Here is a 13,469-nt window from a genome sequence, read left to right as displayed (position 1 = left end):
GGGGCCGAGGAATCTGGCGGAACGGACTTGCTCATCCAAGCCGCATACGAGGCTAGAAATATCGCGTGTTTCAATGCTTGTTTTTAAGAAAAGAAATGGCGCACCCGAAGAGATTCGAACTCCTGACCCCCAGATTCGTAGTCTGGTGCTCTATCCAGCTGAGCTACGGGTGCGTGCCGTTCCGGTCGTTTCCGGTGGCGTGGCGATCCTCTAAAACGTCCTCATTCCGATTGCAAGCGATTTTGCTTCGAAATTGTCATTTTTCCGCAGCAATTCAATTATCGCATTGAAAATAAACGACATTCCTAAACGTGCGTTTTCGAGAGCGCGTGAGCCGCATATCATCCAGCGGGTATGAAGGCTGCGCTGGACTATCCGGGTGGGGGCCTTTCAGGCGGTTCTGGCCGCCTGCACCGTCGTGGCGCGATCGGCGATTTCGATGCGGAACTGCGTGCCGGGGCCCGGCTTCTCGACAAGCGCGATGGTGCCGCCGTGGGCCAGCACCAGTTCGCGGGCGATGACCAGGCCGAGCCCGGTGCCGCCGGAACGGGCCGAGCCCCTGAAGGCGGAAAACAGGTTCTCCTTGGCCTTCCGCGGCATACCCGGACCGTTATCGTCGATCACGATGCTGACGACGCTGCCGGCCCTCTGGCCCGAGATGGAAAGATACCTCGGCGCGGCATTGGCGGCATCGGATTGCAGGGCCTGGACGGCATTGCGACACAGATTGTGGATTACCCGGAATAGCTGCTCCGAATCCGCATCCACCGTCAACTCCGCGGGCACGCTGTCGCGGAATTCAATACCGCTGTCCGGCTCCAGCGCCAGGATATCGCGCACGTCCCGCACCAGAAGGCTCAACTGCACCATCTTGCGTTTCGGCGCACCTTCCGTCGCCTGGCCATAGGCCAGAACTTCGCCGGTATAGGCAACGGCACGGTCGATGGTACGCAGCAGTTTCGGCGCGAAGCTTCGCACCATCGGGTCTTTTGCGTCCACCAGACGGTCAGACATCAACTGCGCGGATGAGAGGATGTTGCGCATGTCGTGGTTTATCTTCGAGACGGCGAGGCCGAGATCCACGAGGTTTTTCTGTTGCCGCAGCGTTTTCTGCAGTTCCGTCTGCATATCGGCGAGATGACGCCCGGCAACGGCCAGCTCGTCCGTTCCCTCCTCCGGCACGAAAATCCGCTCCGGGTTGCCAGGATCTTCCGAAAAATTCTGCATGCCGAGCGTCAGCCGGCGTATCGGCCGTATCATGATGCGGTTGATGGAGATGAAAATGAGGCCGGCGGTGATCAGCGAAAGAACGATGGAAATGAGGAACACATTGCGGGCATAGGCCAGCATGGCAGCCCTGAGCTTGTTCTCGCCCAGCACCAGTTCGATGATGGTGTCGCTGTCGCCAACGACATCGAAAACGCGGATGACGCGGTTACCGCCGAACAGCAGGGTGGAAAAGGCATCGCGTACTGCGGCCACCTGCGACACATCGGAAAGATCATATTGCTCATCGACGCCAGGCGGGGTTTCCGCAGCCGCCAGCAGCCGCGACGTACCGTCCTTGCGCAGGGCTATCAGTTTCGCGCCTGTCGCCATCAGGGTATCGTTCTGCACGCTTCGCGGCAATTCGGCCTGCAATCCGTCAATCACCGCGCCGGCCGCGGCAGCCGTATTCAGACGATCCCTCAACCAGGACAGGCGCATATTTGCGACGGAAGGCACGAAGATGAGCACTTCCGCGATCATGACAAAAATGACCGTGAGCAACAGCAGCCGCCCGGAAAGACCGGCAGTCAATCCCGGCATGCCGTGCGCCGGATTATCTTCCGTGCGGTCCAAGCTGTCTACGCCTTTAGAAAACACCGGGGCCTGATCCTGTATGCGCGCCGCCGCTTCGGTTGAACGGCTCGGTTTATATGCACCAACGATAATAGGACCTAACGGATTTTTTTCCAATGCGCTGCGACGCAAGGTTTTCATTGCAATAAAACAAACGCCGCCACAAGGCGGCGTCTGAAGCAAGAAGCGGCTTAGTTATCAGGTAACCCCGTCAGAACTCCTGCCAGTCCCCCTGCGCCGGCGCTACGGCTGGCTGAGCGCTGAGTGCCCGGCTGACGCTGTTCATCAATTTGCGCGCCGGAGAAGCCACCGCCGTCGTTCTGTCTGACACTGCAACGGGCCGCATGGGCTGCGCGGCGCGGGCCGGACGCGACGCGGTCTCGGCGCGAAGGTTCCGCTGAACACCATCCGCGCCGACATTGAAGCGGGTCACCAGCGTGACAAGATGGTCCGCCTCGCTGCTGAGCTTATGGGTTGCGGCCGAGGTTTCCTCCACCATGGCGGCATTACGCTGTGTAACCTGATCCATCTGGTTAATGGCCGTATTCACCTCGTGCAGGCCTGTGGACTGTTCCTTCGCCGCGGTAGCTATGGAGTGGATATGCTCGTTGATCGCCAGGACGCGCGTTTCGATCTCACTCAAAGCGCTGCCGGTTCTCTGGACCAGCGATACCCCGCGCCCGACTTCCTCACCGGACTTGGTGATCAGCGCCTTGATGTCCTTGGCCGCCGTTGCCGAGCGCTGTGCGAGCTCACGCACTTCCTGAGCGACGACTGCAAAACCCTTGCCTGCCTCGCCGGCCCTGGCCGCTTCCACGCCCGCATTCAGAGCAAGGAGATTGGTCTGGAAGGCGATTTCATCGATGACATTGATGATCTGGCTGATTTCCCGCGACGCATGCTCGATACGGTCCATCGCAGAAACGGCATCGCGTACGACATTGGCGGATTCTTCGGTCTTCTGCTTGGTTTCAGCCACCATGGCGCTGGCTTCCTGGGCGCGGTCGGTGGAATTTCGGACGACGGCAGTGATCTCGTCCAGAGCGGCGGATGTTTCCTCGAGCGCCGCGGCCTGCTGTTCCGTTCGCCTGGAAAGATCATCGGCGGCCGAGCGCAATTCGCCGGCATTACCGCTGATACCCTCCGTGCTGCTGCGCACTTCGCGCATTGTTTCCCGCAGCTTGGCCAGCGTCTGGTTGACGTTCGACTGGAGTTCGGCGAACACGCCGCGGAACTCGCCATCCATCTTCTCCGTCAGATCGCCCCGCGCAAGACCTTCGATGACGCGGCTGGTCTCGGAGACACCATTGTCCACGCCGATGAGCAGGGCGTTGATCGTGGCTGCGAAACGGTTGAGGTTGTCGTCGCCATAATCCTTGTTGATACGGCGGCTGAAATCCCCTGCGGCGGCGGCATCGACGACAACGGCCATGCCGGCCTGCAGGTCGTCACTCTTGGCCCGCATGGCGGATTCCTGAGCGTTCATGCGGCGCACTTCGCGGCCATTGGTCTTGAAGACCTCGACGGCCGCGGCCATTTCGCCAATCTCGTCCTTGCGCCCAAGGTAGGGAACTGCCACATCCAGATTTCCGTCGGCCACCTCGCTCATGACTTGGGATACCCGGCGGATCGGCGCACTCAGTTGACGCGTTCCGATATAGAGGCCGAAAGCAGCCCCCGCCCCCACGCCGGCGACAGTCACCGCGACAATCACCCAGAATATGGAAGTGCTGAAAGCGTCGACCCCCGCCTTGACGACTTCAAGCTCGGCAATGTCGTTTTTCACGATACTGTCGATCTCCGCCTGATAGGCCTTGCGATTGGCGCGGTTTGCTTCGTTGTTGCCCTGCTGGCTCGCCGCCTGAGGCCCGCTTTCCTTAGCCAGCCGGACGGTCTCCAGGCGGAAAGTCCGGAATTCCTTCGAGCGGCCGGCAAGCTTGTCGAAACCAGCCTTCTGTTCCGCCGGCACGAGCGGTGCCCAGCTGGTAATGAGCTTGTCCATGGCGTCGAGGTTCTTGACCATGCCGTCGGCAAAGGGTGCGGCCGCAGCAATGTCCGCCGCTGCATAGATGCCACGCGCCTCCATGACGACTGCCGTTACCAGACGGTTGAGCGCCTCGCCCTTGTAAGCACGTTCGGCCGCTTGTTCGAAATGGTGCGACCGAACCCAGAATTCGTTGATCGCATAGATGGACAGCCCGCCGATGGTACAGGCAACAAGGCTCATCAGTCCGACAAGTAGATTGATACGACCGCGAATTCTCAATTTCGTTCCCCCAACAAAAACCAGCTGCGCGATGAAAATGGGAAGCTGGCATAACTTTTCGCGTCACAAGATTTATCAATGCGGCCTTAAGAAAGAATTTCAGATTTTATCGATTGCGGATGGGAATCGGCCCTTATCTGTCGTCGACAAGAGAAATCGCGGTGCGTTTTCCGCAAAAGGTGAAGAGCGAAAACCCCTTCGGCAATTGACTTTGCTTGGCCTATGCCCTTATAAGCCGCGCACGCTCGGCCATTGAAAGCTCGCCCAGGCGGGTTTAGCCGTGCAAAAAACGAAACGCTCTTGCAAATAATTGCAAATTCAAGAAGGGCCGCACACCGCGGTATTAAATAAATGTCGAAGCGTACCTACCAACCGTCCAAGCTTGTTCGCAAGCGTCGTCATGGTTTCCGTGCCCGCATGGCTACTGCCGGCGGCCGCAAGGTTCTCGCAGCCCGCCGTGCGCGCGGCCGCGCCCGTCTGTCGGCTTAATTGCCGATCTGTGGCCCGATGAAAGTCGTGGGCACATGAGCGAGACTAAGAAAAGCCCCGGCCGGCTTAAAAACCGGTCGGAGTTTCTTGCCGTTCAGGCAGGTGAAAAACGGCGGGGAAGCACCTTTCTTCTGGAAGTGCTTGATCGGAAATCCCCGGAAACCGAGCCTCGCGTCGGTTTCACCGTAACAAAAAGACAAGGCAACGCGGTCGAGCGAAATCGCATGCGCCGCCGTCTGAAGGAAGCCGTCAGGCTTTCTGCCGGGGTCGCAATGAAGCCCGGTCATGACTATGTGATTGTCGCCCGCAGGGATGTGCTTGATACGGCCTTCCCGAAACTTCAGTCTCTCCTTGCCGAGCGCATTGAAGGAACGGCGAAACCGAAACGGTCCCAGGAGACCCGCTCCAGGAAAGAATGATGGAAAAGAACCGCAATTACTTCATCGCGATAGCCCTTTCGGTTGTCATCGTCCTCGCCTGGCAATTCCTTTACATGAATCCGCGTATCGAGCAGCAGCGCCGCGCCGAAGAGGCCCGCCAGGCGCAGCAGCAGACCACGCAGCAACAGCAGCCGGCGCCGGGCGCCGCACCAGGTGCTGCCGTTGAAGGCGCACCGCCCGCCTCCTCACCGCAGACTGCCGCAACGGCGACCCGCGAAGAGTCGATTGCAAGAACCCAGCGTGTGGCCATCGACACCAATGCCATCGCCGGCTCGATCAATCTCACCGGCGCCCGCTTCGACGACATCCGGCTCAAGGACTACCATGAGACCGTCGATGACTCGAGCCCGATCATCACGCTGTTCTCGCCCGCTGACACCAAGGACGGTTACTTCACCGAACTCGGTTACGTTGCAGCGCAGGAAGTCGGCGGCGTTCCCGGTCCGACCACCGTCTGGATGCTCGCAAGCGGCGACAAGCTGACGGAAAACACGCCGGTCACCCTCACCTACACCAATTCCAAGGGTGTGATTTTCTCCCGTACGGTTTCGATCGACGAGCATTACATGATCTCGGTCGCCGACAAGGTTGAGAACCCCGGCCAGGCGGCCATCTCCTTCGCCACCTATGGCCGCGTGACGCGTAACAACAAGCCCGCAGTTCCGCCGGTCTTCGTCATCCATGAAGGTTTTCTCGGCGTTTCGGGCAAAGATGGTAGCCTGACGGAAGAAAAGTACAAGGACGTCGAAGAAGCACCGGTAACGGTTGCCAAGGCGACCGGCGGCTGGCTCGGCATCACTGACAAATATTGGGCTGCGGCCATCGTTCCGCCCCAGACGACGCCATTCGAAACCCGTTATTCGCACATCACCGGCAATCAGCCGAGCTATCAGGCAGATTTCAAGAGCGACCCGATGACGGTCGAGCCCGGCCAGTCGATCGAGCTGAAGAGCCTTGTTTTCGCCGGCGCCAAGGAAGTGCCGCTGGTTGACCGTTACGAGACGACCTACGCAATTCCGAAGTTCGACCTTCTGATCGACTGGGGCTGGTTCTACTTCATCACCAAGCCGATGTTCAAAATGATGGATTTCTTCTTCCGTTATTTTGGTAACTTCGGCGTAGCGATCCTGCTCACCACCATCGTCGTCAAGGCCCTCTTCTTCCCGCTCGCCAGCAAGCAATATGCTTCCATGGCGAATATGAAGCGCGTGCAGCCGAAGATGGAAGAGCTGAAGGCCAAGCATGGCGATGACCGCATGGCCATGCAGCAGGCGATGATGCAGCTCTACAAGGAAGAAAAGATCAATCCTGTTGCCGGCTGCTGGCCGATGCTGCTGCAGATCCCGGTCTTCTTCGCGCTCTACAAGGTCATCTACGTCACCATCGAAATGCGGCACGCGCCGTTCTTCGGCTGGATCCACGACCTTTCCGCGCCGGACCCGACATCGCTGTTCAACCTCTTCGGCCTTCTGCCTTACGATGTGCCGCACTTCCTGATGATCGGTGTCTGGCCGCTGGTCATGGGCATCACCATGTTCCTGCAGATGCGCATGAACCCAACGCCGCCCGATCCGACACAAGCGATGATCTTCAACTGGATGCCGCTGATCTTCACCTTCATGCTGGCCTCCTTCCCGGCCGGTCTGGTCATCTACTGGGCATGGAACAATACGCTCTCCATCACCCAGCAGGCGGTCATCATGAAGCGCCAGGGCGCCAAGATCGAGCTGTTCGATAACATCAAAGGGCTGTTCAAGCGAAAGCCGGTGCAATCGAAATGACTGAAACCGGCGCGGCAACCGAAAAGCCACTATTCGGACGACCCTGGATTTTCATTCGCGGCGTCCCCGCGATGAAATTCCTGCCGCCTGAAGGGCCGCCGGAAATTGCCTTCGCCGGTCGTTCGAATGTCGGCAAGTCCTCGCTCATCAATGCGCTGGTGGGCCACAAAGGGCTTGCCCGCACCTCCAACACGCCGGGACGCACCCAGGAACTGAATTATTTCGTTCCCGATGGCTACTCCGGTGCAGAGGGCGATCTTCCGCCGATGGCGTTGGTCGACATGCCCGGTTACGGTTATGCGCAGGCCCCCAAGGATCAGGTCGATGCCTGGACGAAGCTCGTCTTCGATTACCTCCGCGGCCGTGCGACGCTGAAGCGCGTTTACGTGCTGATCGATTCCCGCCACGGCGTGAAAAAGAATGACGAGGAGGTTCTGACCCTCCTCGACAAGGCGGCCGTGTCCTACCAGATCGTGCTGACGAAGACGGACAAGATCAAGGATGCCGGCGTGCCGCGGCTGATTGGCGAAACGCTTGAGAAAATCCGCAAGCGCCCTGCCGCCTATCCGGAAGTTCTTGCCACATCCTCGGAAAAATCAGTCGGGCTGGATAACCTGCGGGCCGAGATCATCAGAACGATCTCTCTTTGAGAGGCGTGCCTCTCAGGCGATGGTGAAAAGCAGAACGGCGGTCCAGAGCATCGCCGTCAAAGCCAGAAGGCGCCAGAAGCGCACGGAATGCCATATCTCCGAGAGCATGGCTGCGAACATGCTGCCACTCCGCAACGGCTGGCTCCTGAATGGCAGACCGGATCGGCGGGGGTCCCGTTCCAGCAACGCAGCGACGGTCGCATTTTCGCGATATTCGGTTTCCGCCAGATTGTCACGCCAGCGCCTGACCATGGCCGCGAACTGCCTGTCGCGTTTTACGCGCTTGGCAAGCTCCGCCATGCTTTCCGGCGGCAGGGCACCCAGCACATATTCGCCCGCGAGCACTTCGTCCCGCAAACCGCTTTGCTTGTCTCGATCGGGTGCCGTCATGTGTTCAATCACTCCTCGGTCGTTCAGGTGCACCATTTCCACGGCGCGAGACATCTTCATCACCCTGAATTAACCCCTCCCCTTCATCAGCAAGGCTGGTCCCATTGGCCCTTTATGTCAATCTCATTACAGGGCCGGAACAGGCAAAAAAAAGAAATTTGACCGCAGCCGACACAATAAGGCCCGGAGGTTATTTCATCCGTCAAAGACTTGCTTTAGAGCGGTGACAGGCTTCAACGGCCGCAACCACAGACCGAGGTTTTTAGATGACGTCTTCCGAAAGCGAAACTCAGGCGCGGCTGCTCGCACAGGCTCTGCCTTTCATGCAGAAATACGAGAACAAGACCATCGTGGTGAAATATGGCGGCCACGCCATGGGCGATTCCACGCTTGGCAAGGCATTCGCGGAAGACATCGCCTTGTTGAAGCAGTCGGGAATCAACCCCATCGTCGTGCATGGCGGCGGCCCGCAGATCGGCGCCATGCTGAGCAAGATGGGCATTGAGTCAAAATTCGAGGGCGGCCTGCGCGTCACCGACGCCAAGACGGTCGAGATCGTTGAAATGGTTCTGGCCGGCTCGATCAACAAGGAAATCGTCGCCCTCATAAACCAGACAGGCGAATGGGCCATCGGCCTGTGCGGCAAGGATGGCAACATGGTCTTCGCCGAGAAGGCGAAAAAGACCGTGATCGACCCCGACAGCAACATCGAGCGCGTGCTCGACCTCGGCTTCGTCGGCGAAGTCGTGGAAGTCGACCGCACACTGCTCGACCTGCTCGCTAAATCGGAAATGATTCCGGTCATCGCACCGGTCGCCCCTGGCCGCGATGGCGCGACATACAACATCAATGCCGATACCTTCGCCGGCGCGATTGCGGGTGCACTTCACGCTTCGCGTCTGCTGTTCCTCACCGACGTTCCCGGCGTTCTCGACAAGAACAAGGAACTCATCAAGGAGCTCACCGTCTCGCAGGCACGCGCCCTCATCAAGGACGGCACGATTTCCGGCGGCATGATCCCGAAGGTCGAGACCTGCATCGACGCCATCAAAGCTGGTGTTCAGGGCGTGGTGATCCTCAACGGCAAGACGCCACATTCGGTGCTTCTGGAAATCTTTACCGAAGGCGCCGGCACGCTCATCGTGCCCTGATGTGCTTCAGGGTGGCGGACGGAAAACCTGTCCGCCACATCAGGCATTCACCCGAATGCCAGGAGCGACAGCACACCGACCACAATCAGCAGGCAGCCGGACAGTTCAAGCTGGTTGATCTTCTCCTTGAAGAAAAGCACGGTCGAAGCGAAGGCGAACAGCATCTCCACCTGCGCCAGTGCCTTCACCACGGCGGCCTGCTGCAGGGTCATTGCCGTGAACCAGCCGAACGAGGCCGTGGCGCCCACGAAACCTACCGCAAGCGACGGTTTCCACACCCTGGCGATGCGCCGCAGTTCTTCCCTCTCCCGCCAGATGATCCACAGGAACATCGATACCGTCTGCATGACGATGACGATGACGAGGGTGAAGCCCGCCTGCATCATCGCATCCGGGGCAGGCAGGCTTGGTGCTAGCGCCAGCGATGCCGACCGATAGGCAACAGACGACAGTCCGAAGAACGCACCCGAGGCGAGGCCGATACCCGCCGTTCGGCTGAAGATCGAGGTGAGGAAGGAAGCGGGCGTTACTTCCGTGCGCGCCACGGAAATCAGCATGACGCCGGCGACCGAAATCGCTATCGCCGCCAATGTACCGCCCGTGACGCTCTCGCCTATGAAAATGAGAGCAAACAGCGCCGCCTGTGCCGGCTCCGTGCGGGAATAGGCCGTGCCGACAGCGAAATTGCGGAAAGAGAACAGGTGCACCAGAAGGAATGTGGCGGCGATCTGCGCCATGGCCCCGACCGTTGCCCACACGGCGAAGGCCATGTTCGGCACCGGCAGCGAACGGCCAAGCCCAAGATGCAGGAATGCAAGATAAGCGAGAGCGAAGGGCATGCCGAACACGAAGCGCACAAACGTTGCACCCGTGGTGCCCATCATGCCCTTGAGGTGTTTTTGCAAAGTTGAGCGCAGGTTCTGCAAAAACGCGCTTGCGAAAGTAATGCCTATCCAGAGTTCCATGGCTTTGGCGGTATCATGCGCGCGAGGCCGCAGCCAAGCCCGAATTTCTGATCAATCGTCCTCTTTTCGATTTTCTTCCGCATTCGAAACAGGCATAAAGCTGCCCATGGACACAAAGCCGAAAAACCTGCCAGACGCCGCCGATTTCGCCCATGTCAGCGAATGGGTCTTCGATCTCGACAACACGCTCTATCCGCATCACGTCAATCTGTTTTCCCAGATCGACCGCAACATGACGGCCTATGTGGCGGAGCTTCTGAAGCTCGACCCCGACGAAGCGCGCGCCTTGCAGAAGCGTTATTATCACGACCACGGCACGACACTGCAGGGCCTGATGATCCATTACGGCATCAGCCCGGACGAGTTTCTGGAACGCGCTCATGCAATCGACTACTCGGCGCTGAAACCGCATCCGGAACTGGGTGAGGCCATCAAGGCTTTGCCGGGTCGGAAGTTCATCCTCACCAATGGCAGCGTCAAGCATGCGCAGGCTGCCGCCGGAGCGCTCGGCATTCTCGATCAGTTCGAGGATATTTTCGATATCGTCGCCGCGGGTTATTTGCCGAAACCTGCCAGCGCTACCTACGAGAAGTTTGCAGCACTTGCAAAACTCGATACGAAAAAGGCTGCGATGTTCGAGGATTTGCCGCGCAATCTCGCGGCCCCGAAAGCGCTGGGCATGAAGACCGTGCTACTCGTGCCATCAAATCTTGAGGGCGTCATCATGGAACGCTGGGAAATCCCTGATGTGACGGATGAGCATATCGACTACGTTACCGACGATCTGACCGGGTTCCTGACAAAAACCATCGCCCGCTGAGTAGCGAACATTACCGAAGCTTCATGCACCTTACGGATGTTTAAGTGGTGGGCCTTGCTGGACGTCACTATCTTTTCTTCAGGGACAGCAAAGAAAGGTAATGACGATGACCACACGCAAAATCGCCCTGTCTGCTCTTGGCGCAGCCCTTGTGCTCAGCACGGCCGCAACGGCCAGTTTCGCCGCACCTGGTAAAGGCCATAAGGATCGCATGCCGATCCGCCAGGAGGCTGCCTTCGTTCACCTGCTGAAGGTGGCCGACACGAACAAGGATGGCAAGATTTCCAAGGAGGAATTCACCGCCCGTCAGGATGCCCTGTTCGCTGAGATCGACAAGGACAAGGACGGCTCGATCACGCCAAAGGAAATGCGCGAATATCGTCAGGCAAAGATGGAGGCCTTCCGGGCCGCTCACCCGCGCCCCGAGCGGGAAGAGGCCAAGGCGGATGAAGCCAAAGCCCCTGAGGGCAAGCGTGCCGAGCGTGACCATGGTGGTCGTTTCGGCCATCAGGGCTGGGGCAAGCACGGCGGTAAAGGTGGCGGCTTCGCGCTGATCCGCTGGGCCGATACTGACGAGAACGGCCAGGTCAGCAAGGCCGAATTCGCCGCCGCCGGAGAAAAGATGTTCGAACGACTGGACAAGAACAAGGACGGCGTCATCTCCATCGACGACATGCCGGACCGGCCGTTCCTCTAAGCCAAAAAAGCAGAAAGCCCGCTCAACCGGCGGGCTTTTTCTTAATGCAGGCTGACGGTTTTAAGATCGTCTTCCGCCGCCTTGAAGAAGGTGCTCGAACGATTGTCTGTCAGGAGAATTGGCGTTCCGTCCGCGCCGAACAATGCCCAAAGGTCCAATTGCGGATCGAGATCGGGCGCCTCCGGGAAACAGCGGCTGACGTCTTCCGCTCGGATCTTGCGGATATATCCCACTTCTCCTTCGCCGATATGGGCGAGCTGGGATTGGGTGAGACGCGCATGCGCTTCTTTCAAAAGCATATTTCAGCCTCCTTCTTCACGCCGAGCGATTCATGTCCGATTCCGGCGTTCATGGTCTACTCTGAGACGGAAATATTAATTTTCTTTACCACGTTTGAAATTTCGGGCCGGACCAGATCGATGGAAAGAAGGCCGTTGCGCAGGCGCGCCTCCCTGACTTGCATGCCATCGGCAAGCACGAAGACCCGCTGGAACTGGCGTGCCGCGATGCCTCGATAGAGAAAATCGCGCTTCTCCTGTTCCTGCTGGCGTCCGCGAATGACGAGCTGATTATCAGCCGTCGTCACGTCGAGATCATCCTCGGAGAACCCCGCCACGGCAATGGTGATGCGCAGGCGTTCCGGTACGTCATCGCTGCCGGGCAGGCGCTCAATATTGTAGGGAGGATAGCCGTCATTGGCCTTCGCCATGCGCTCCAGCGTCTTTTCCATGGCATCGAAACCCAGCAAAAGCGGGTGGGTGAATGGCGTCATGCGGCTCATATCTGTTCTGTCCTTGCAACCAAGCGACGTTTAGCGGCCCCGCTTCCGGCAACCTTGCCGGTCAATCGCACCGGCCCTTGCAATATGGGAAGCCGAACCGCGATGCGCAAGTCAAAGTGACCGGTGCGCGGCGGCAGGAATGAGGCTTGACAAGTGAGCACCCGCGGCTCGAAAAAAGCGCTCATCTCAACGGCGGGCAAGACATGGCAGAACGCAGAAAAATCATTATCGACACCGATCCGGGACAGGACGACGCAGCCGCGATCATGCTGGCTTTCGGCAGCCCGGAAGACATCGAAATTCTGGGGTTGTGCGCAGTTGCCGGCAATGTTCCCCTGAAGCTGACAAGCCGTAACATTCGCATCATCTGCGAATTGTGCGGTCGCACCGACATTCCCGTTTACGAGGGCGCCGAAAAGCCGCTGGTGCGCAGGCCCATCACCGCCGAACATGTTCACGGCAGTACAGGTCTCAACGGCCCGGTTCTCGACGAACCGACCATGGAGGCAGAAAAGCAGCACGCGGTCGATTTCATCATCGAGACGGTGATGCGGGAGCCTGAGGGCACCGTTACCCTCTGCACCCTCGGGGCCTTGACCAACGTGGCGCTGGCGCTCCTGAAGGCGCCGGAGATCGCCGATCGCGTCAAAGAACTGGTAATGATGGGCGGCGGCTTCTTCGAGGGCGGCAACATCACGCCCGCGGCGGAATTCAACATCTATGTGGATCCGCAGGCTGCCGACATCGTCTTCCGCTCCGGCATGCCCATCGTCATGATGCCGCTCGATGTCACGCATCAGTTGCTGACGACCAAGGCACGCGTCAATCGCATTCGGGAGATCGGCACGAGGCCGGCGATCGCCATGGCGGAAATGCTGGAATTCTTCGAGCGGTTCGACATCGAGAAGTACGGTTCGGATGGCGGTCCGCTGCATGACCCAAGCGTTATTGCCTATCTCATCAAGCCCGAACTGTTCGAGGGCCGCGAATGCAATGTCGAGATCGAGGTCCATTCCGAACTGACCATGGGCATGACCGTGGTGGACTGGTGGCGCGTGACTGATCGTCCCGCCAATGCCCGCGTGATGCGAAAGGTGGATGCGGATGGTTTCTTCGAGTTGCTGACGGAGCGTTTCGCGCGTCTTTGACGGACGCTGATAATAAAAAAAGGCCGCTGGCGATACCAGCGGCCCTTTA

14 protein-coding genes and 1 tRNA gene are annotated in these 13,469 nt (G+C 59.0%); 8 read left to right on the top strand and 7 right to left on the bottom strand.

Annotation, left to right across the window (positions count from 1 at the left end; translation table 11 throughout):
• Window positions 1-96: 96 nt before the first annotated feature.
• The 3 genes from HQN82_RS00320 to HQN82_RS00310 form a co-directional block, all read right to left on the bottom strand.
• Window positions 97-173, bottom strand: a tRNA-Arg gene (locus HQN82_RS00320).
• A 217-nt stretch (window positions 174-390) separates the two neighbouring features.
• On the bottom strand, window positions 391-1,809 hold the full coding sequence (locus HQN82_RS00315; RefSeq protein ID WP_006698926.1) for an ATP-binding protein: 1,419 nt from the start codon (window positions 1,807-1,809) through the stop codon (window positions 391-393).
• 244 nt (window positions 1,810-2,053) lie between these two features.
• Window positions 2,054-4,108: a methyl-accepting chemotaxis protein gene (locus HQN82_RS00310; RefSeq protein WP_112766100.1), complete on the bottom strand. Its 2,055-nt coding sequence runs from the start codon at window positions 4,106-4,108 to the stop codon at window positions 2,054-2,056.
• A 351-nt stretch (window positions 4,109-4,459) separates the two neighbouring features.
• Between HQN82_RS00310 and rpmH the strand changes: the two genes are divergently transcribed.
• Genes rpmH through yihA form a run of 4 tightly spaced genes read left to right on the top strand, consistent with a single transcriptional unit; the run spans window position 4,460 to window position 7,468 of the window.
• Entirely contained in the window at window positions 4,460-4,597 is a 138-nt protein-coding gene (rpmH, locus tag HQN82_RS00305) for a 50S ribosomal protein L34 (RefSeq protein ID WP_003493611.1), read from the top strand.
• A gap of 35 nt (window positions 4,598-4,632) precedes the next feature.
• Window positions 4,633-5,016, top strand: a complete 384-nt coding sequence (rnpA, locus tag HQN82_RS00300) for a ribonuclease P protein component (RefSeq protein WP_004439680.1) — start codon at window positions 4,633-4,635, stop codon at window positions 5,014-5,016.
• Window positions 5,016-6,818 carry a membrane protein insertase YidC gene (yidC, locus tag HQN82_RS00295; protein ID WP_112766099.1) on the top strand — a complete coding sequence of 601 codons (1,803 nt, stop codon included), beginning with the start codon at window positions 5,016-5,018 and terminating at the stop codon, window positions 6,816-6,818. The genes rnpA and yidC overlap by 1 nt, the downstream gene beginning before the upstream one ends.
• Window positions 6,815-7,468, top strand: coding sequence for a ribosome biogenesis GTP-binding protein YihA/YsxC (gene yihA / locus HQN82_RS00290; RefSeq protein ID WP_035206707.1), 654 nt, complete (start codon window positions 6,815-6,817; stop codon window positions 7,466-7,468). The genes yidC and yihA overlap by 4 nt, the downstream gene beginning before the upstream one ends.
• Window positions 7,469-7,480: 12 nt before the next feature.
• Here the strand turns inward: yihA and HQN82_RS00285 are convergent, their stop codons facing one another.
• Window positions 7,481-7,858, bottom strand: a complete 378-nt coding sequence (locus HQN82_RS00285; RefSeq protein WP_022555534.1) for a hypothetical protein — start codon at window positions 7,856-7,858, stop codon at window positions 7,481-7,483.
• 266 nt (window positions 7,859-8,124) lie between these two features.
• Between HQN82_RS00285 and argB the strand changes: the two genes are divergently transcribed.
• Window positions 8,125-9,009 carry an acetylglutamate kinase gene (gene argB / locus HQN82_RS00280; RefSeq protein ID WP_004439672.1) on the top strand — a complete coding sequence of 295 codons (885 nt, stop codon included), beginning with the start codon at window positions 8,125-8,127 and terminating at the stop codon, window positions 9,007-9,009.
• A gap of 47 nt (window positions 9,010-9,056) precedes the next feature.
• On the opposite strand, the gene HQN82_RS00275 is transcribed toward argB, so the two are convergent.
• Window positions 9,057-9,974 (bottom strand): DMT family transporter, encoded by a 918-nt coding sequence (locus HQN82_RS00275; RefSeq protein ID WP_173614434.1) that lies wholly within the window; start codon window positions 9,972-9,974, stop codon window positions 9,057-9,059.
• Window positions 9,975-10,080: 106 nt separating this feature from the next.
• On the opposite strand from HQN82_RS00275, the gene HQN82_RS00270 reads away from it, so the two are divergent.
• Together HQN82_RS00270 and HQN82_RS00265 are read left to right on the top strand one after the other, a co-directional pair.
• Window positions 10,081-10,794 (top strand): pyrimidine 5'-nucleotidase, encoded by a 714-nt coding sequence (locus tag HQN82_RS00270; RefSeq protein WP_004439667.1) that lies wholly within the window; start codon window positions 10,081-10,083, stop codon window positions 10,792-10,794.
• Between the two features lie 100 nt (window positions 10,795-10,894).
• A complete protein-coding gene (locus tag HQN82_RS00265) occupies window positions 10,895-11,491 on the top strand; it encodes an EF-hand domain-containing protein (RefSeq protein ID WP_045532928.1) in 597 nt (198 codons plus the stop codon).
• Window positions 11,492-11,532: 41 nt separating this feature from the next.
• Here the strand turns inward: HQN82_RS00265 and HQN82_RS00260 are convergent, their stop codons facing one another.
• Window positions 11,533-11,790: a BQ00720 family protein gene (locus HQN82_RS00260; protein WP_003503706.1), complete on the bottom strand. Its 258-nt coding sequence runs from the start codon at window positions 11,788-11,790 to the stop codon at window positions 11,533-11,535.
• 56 nt (window positions 11,791-11,846) lie between these two features.
• A complete protein-coding gene (locus HQN82_RS00255; protein ID WP_006698921.1) occupies window positions 11,847-12,272 on the bottom strand; it encodes an Hsp20 family protein in 426 nt (141 codons plus the stop codon).
• Window positions 12,273-12,475: 203 nt separating this feature from the next.
• Between HQN82_RS00255 and HQN82_RS00250 the strand changes: the two genes are divergently transcribed.
• The gene (locus HQN82_RS00250; protein ID WP_004439655.1) at window positions 12,476-13,420 is read left to right on the top strand and encodes a nucleoside hydrolase; all 945 of its coding nucleotides are present in this window, start codon (window positions 12,476-12,478) and stop codon (window positions 13,418-13,420) included.
• Window positions 13,421-13,469: the final 49 nt, after the last annotated feature.

The organism is Agrobacterium pusense, assembly GCF_013285525.1.
Taxonomy (GTDB): Bacteria; Pseudomonadota; Alphaproteobacteria; order Rhizobiales; family Rhizobiaceae; genus Agrobacterium; species Agrobacterium pusense.
This window is presented reverse-complemented; position numbering and strand designations above follow the sequence as displayed.

Coding starts and splice junctions, on each gene's coding strand:
- HQN82_RS00265 (WP_045532928.1), top strand. CDS start 10,895: ATGACGATGACCACACGCAAAATCGCCCTGTCTGCTCTTGGCGCAGCC.
- rpmH (WP_003493611.1), top strand. CDS start 4,460: ATGTCGAAGCGTACCTACCAACCGTCCAAGCTTGTTCGCAAGCGTCGT.
- HQN82_RS00250 (WP_004439655.1), top strand. CDS start 12,476: ATGGCAGAACGCAGAAAAATCATTATCGACACCGATCCGGGACAGGAC.
- argB (WP_004439672.1), top strand. CDS start 8,125: ATGACGTCTTCCGAAAGCGAAACTCAGGCGCGGCTGCTCGCACAGGCT.
- yihA (WP_035206707.1), top strand. CDS start 6,815: ATGACTGAAACCGGCGCGGCAACCGAAAAGCCACTATTCGGACGACCC.
- HQN82_RS00285 (WP_022555534.1), bottom strand. CDS start 7,858: ATGACGGCACCCGATCGAGACAAGCAAAGCGGTTTGCGGGACGAAGTG.
- rnpA (WP_004439680.1), top strand. CDS start 4,633: ATGAGCGAGACTAAGAAAAGCCCCGGCCGGCTTAAAAACCGGTCGGAG.
- yidC (WP_112766099.1), top strand. CDS start 5,016: ATGGAAAAGAACCGCAATTACTTCATCGCGATAGCCCTTTCGGTTGTC.
- HQN82_RS00260 (WP_003503706.1), bottom strand. CDS start 11,790: ATGCTTTTGAAAGAAGCGCATGCGCGTCTCACCCAATCCCAGCTCGCC.
- HQN82_RS00270 (WP_004439667.1), top strand. CDS start 10,081: ATGGACACAAAGCCGAAAAACCTGCCAGACGCCGCCGATTTCGCCCAT.
- HQN82_RS00315 (WP_006698926.1), bottom strand. CDS start 1,809: ATGCCGGGATTGACTGCCGGTCTTTCCGGGCGGCTGCTGTTGCTCACG.
- HQN82_RS00255 (WP_006698921.1), bottom strand. CDS start 12,272: ATGAGCCGCATGACGCCATTCACCCACCCGCTTTTGCTGGGTTTCGAT.
- HQN82_RS00275 (WP_173614434.1), bottom strand. CDS start 9,974: ATGGAACTCTGGATAGGCATTACTTTCGCAAGCGCGTTTTTGCAGAAC.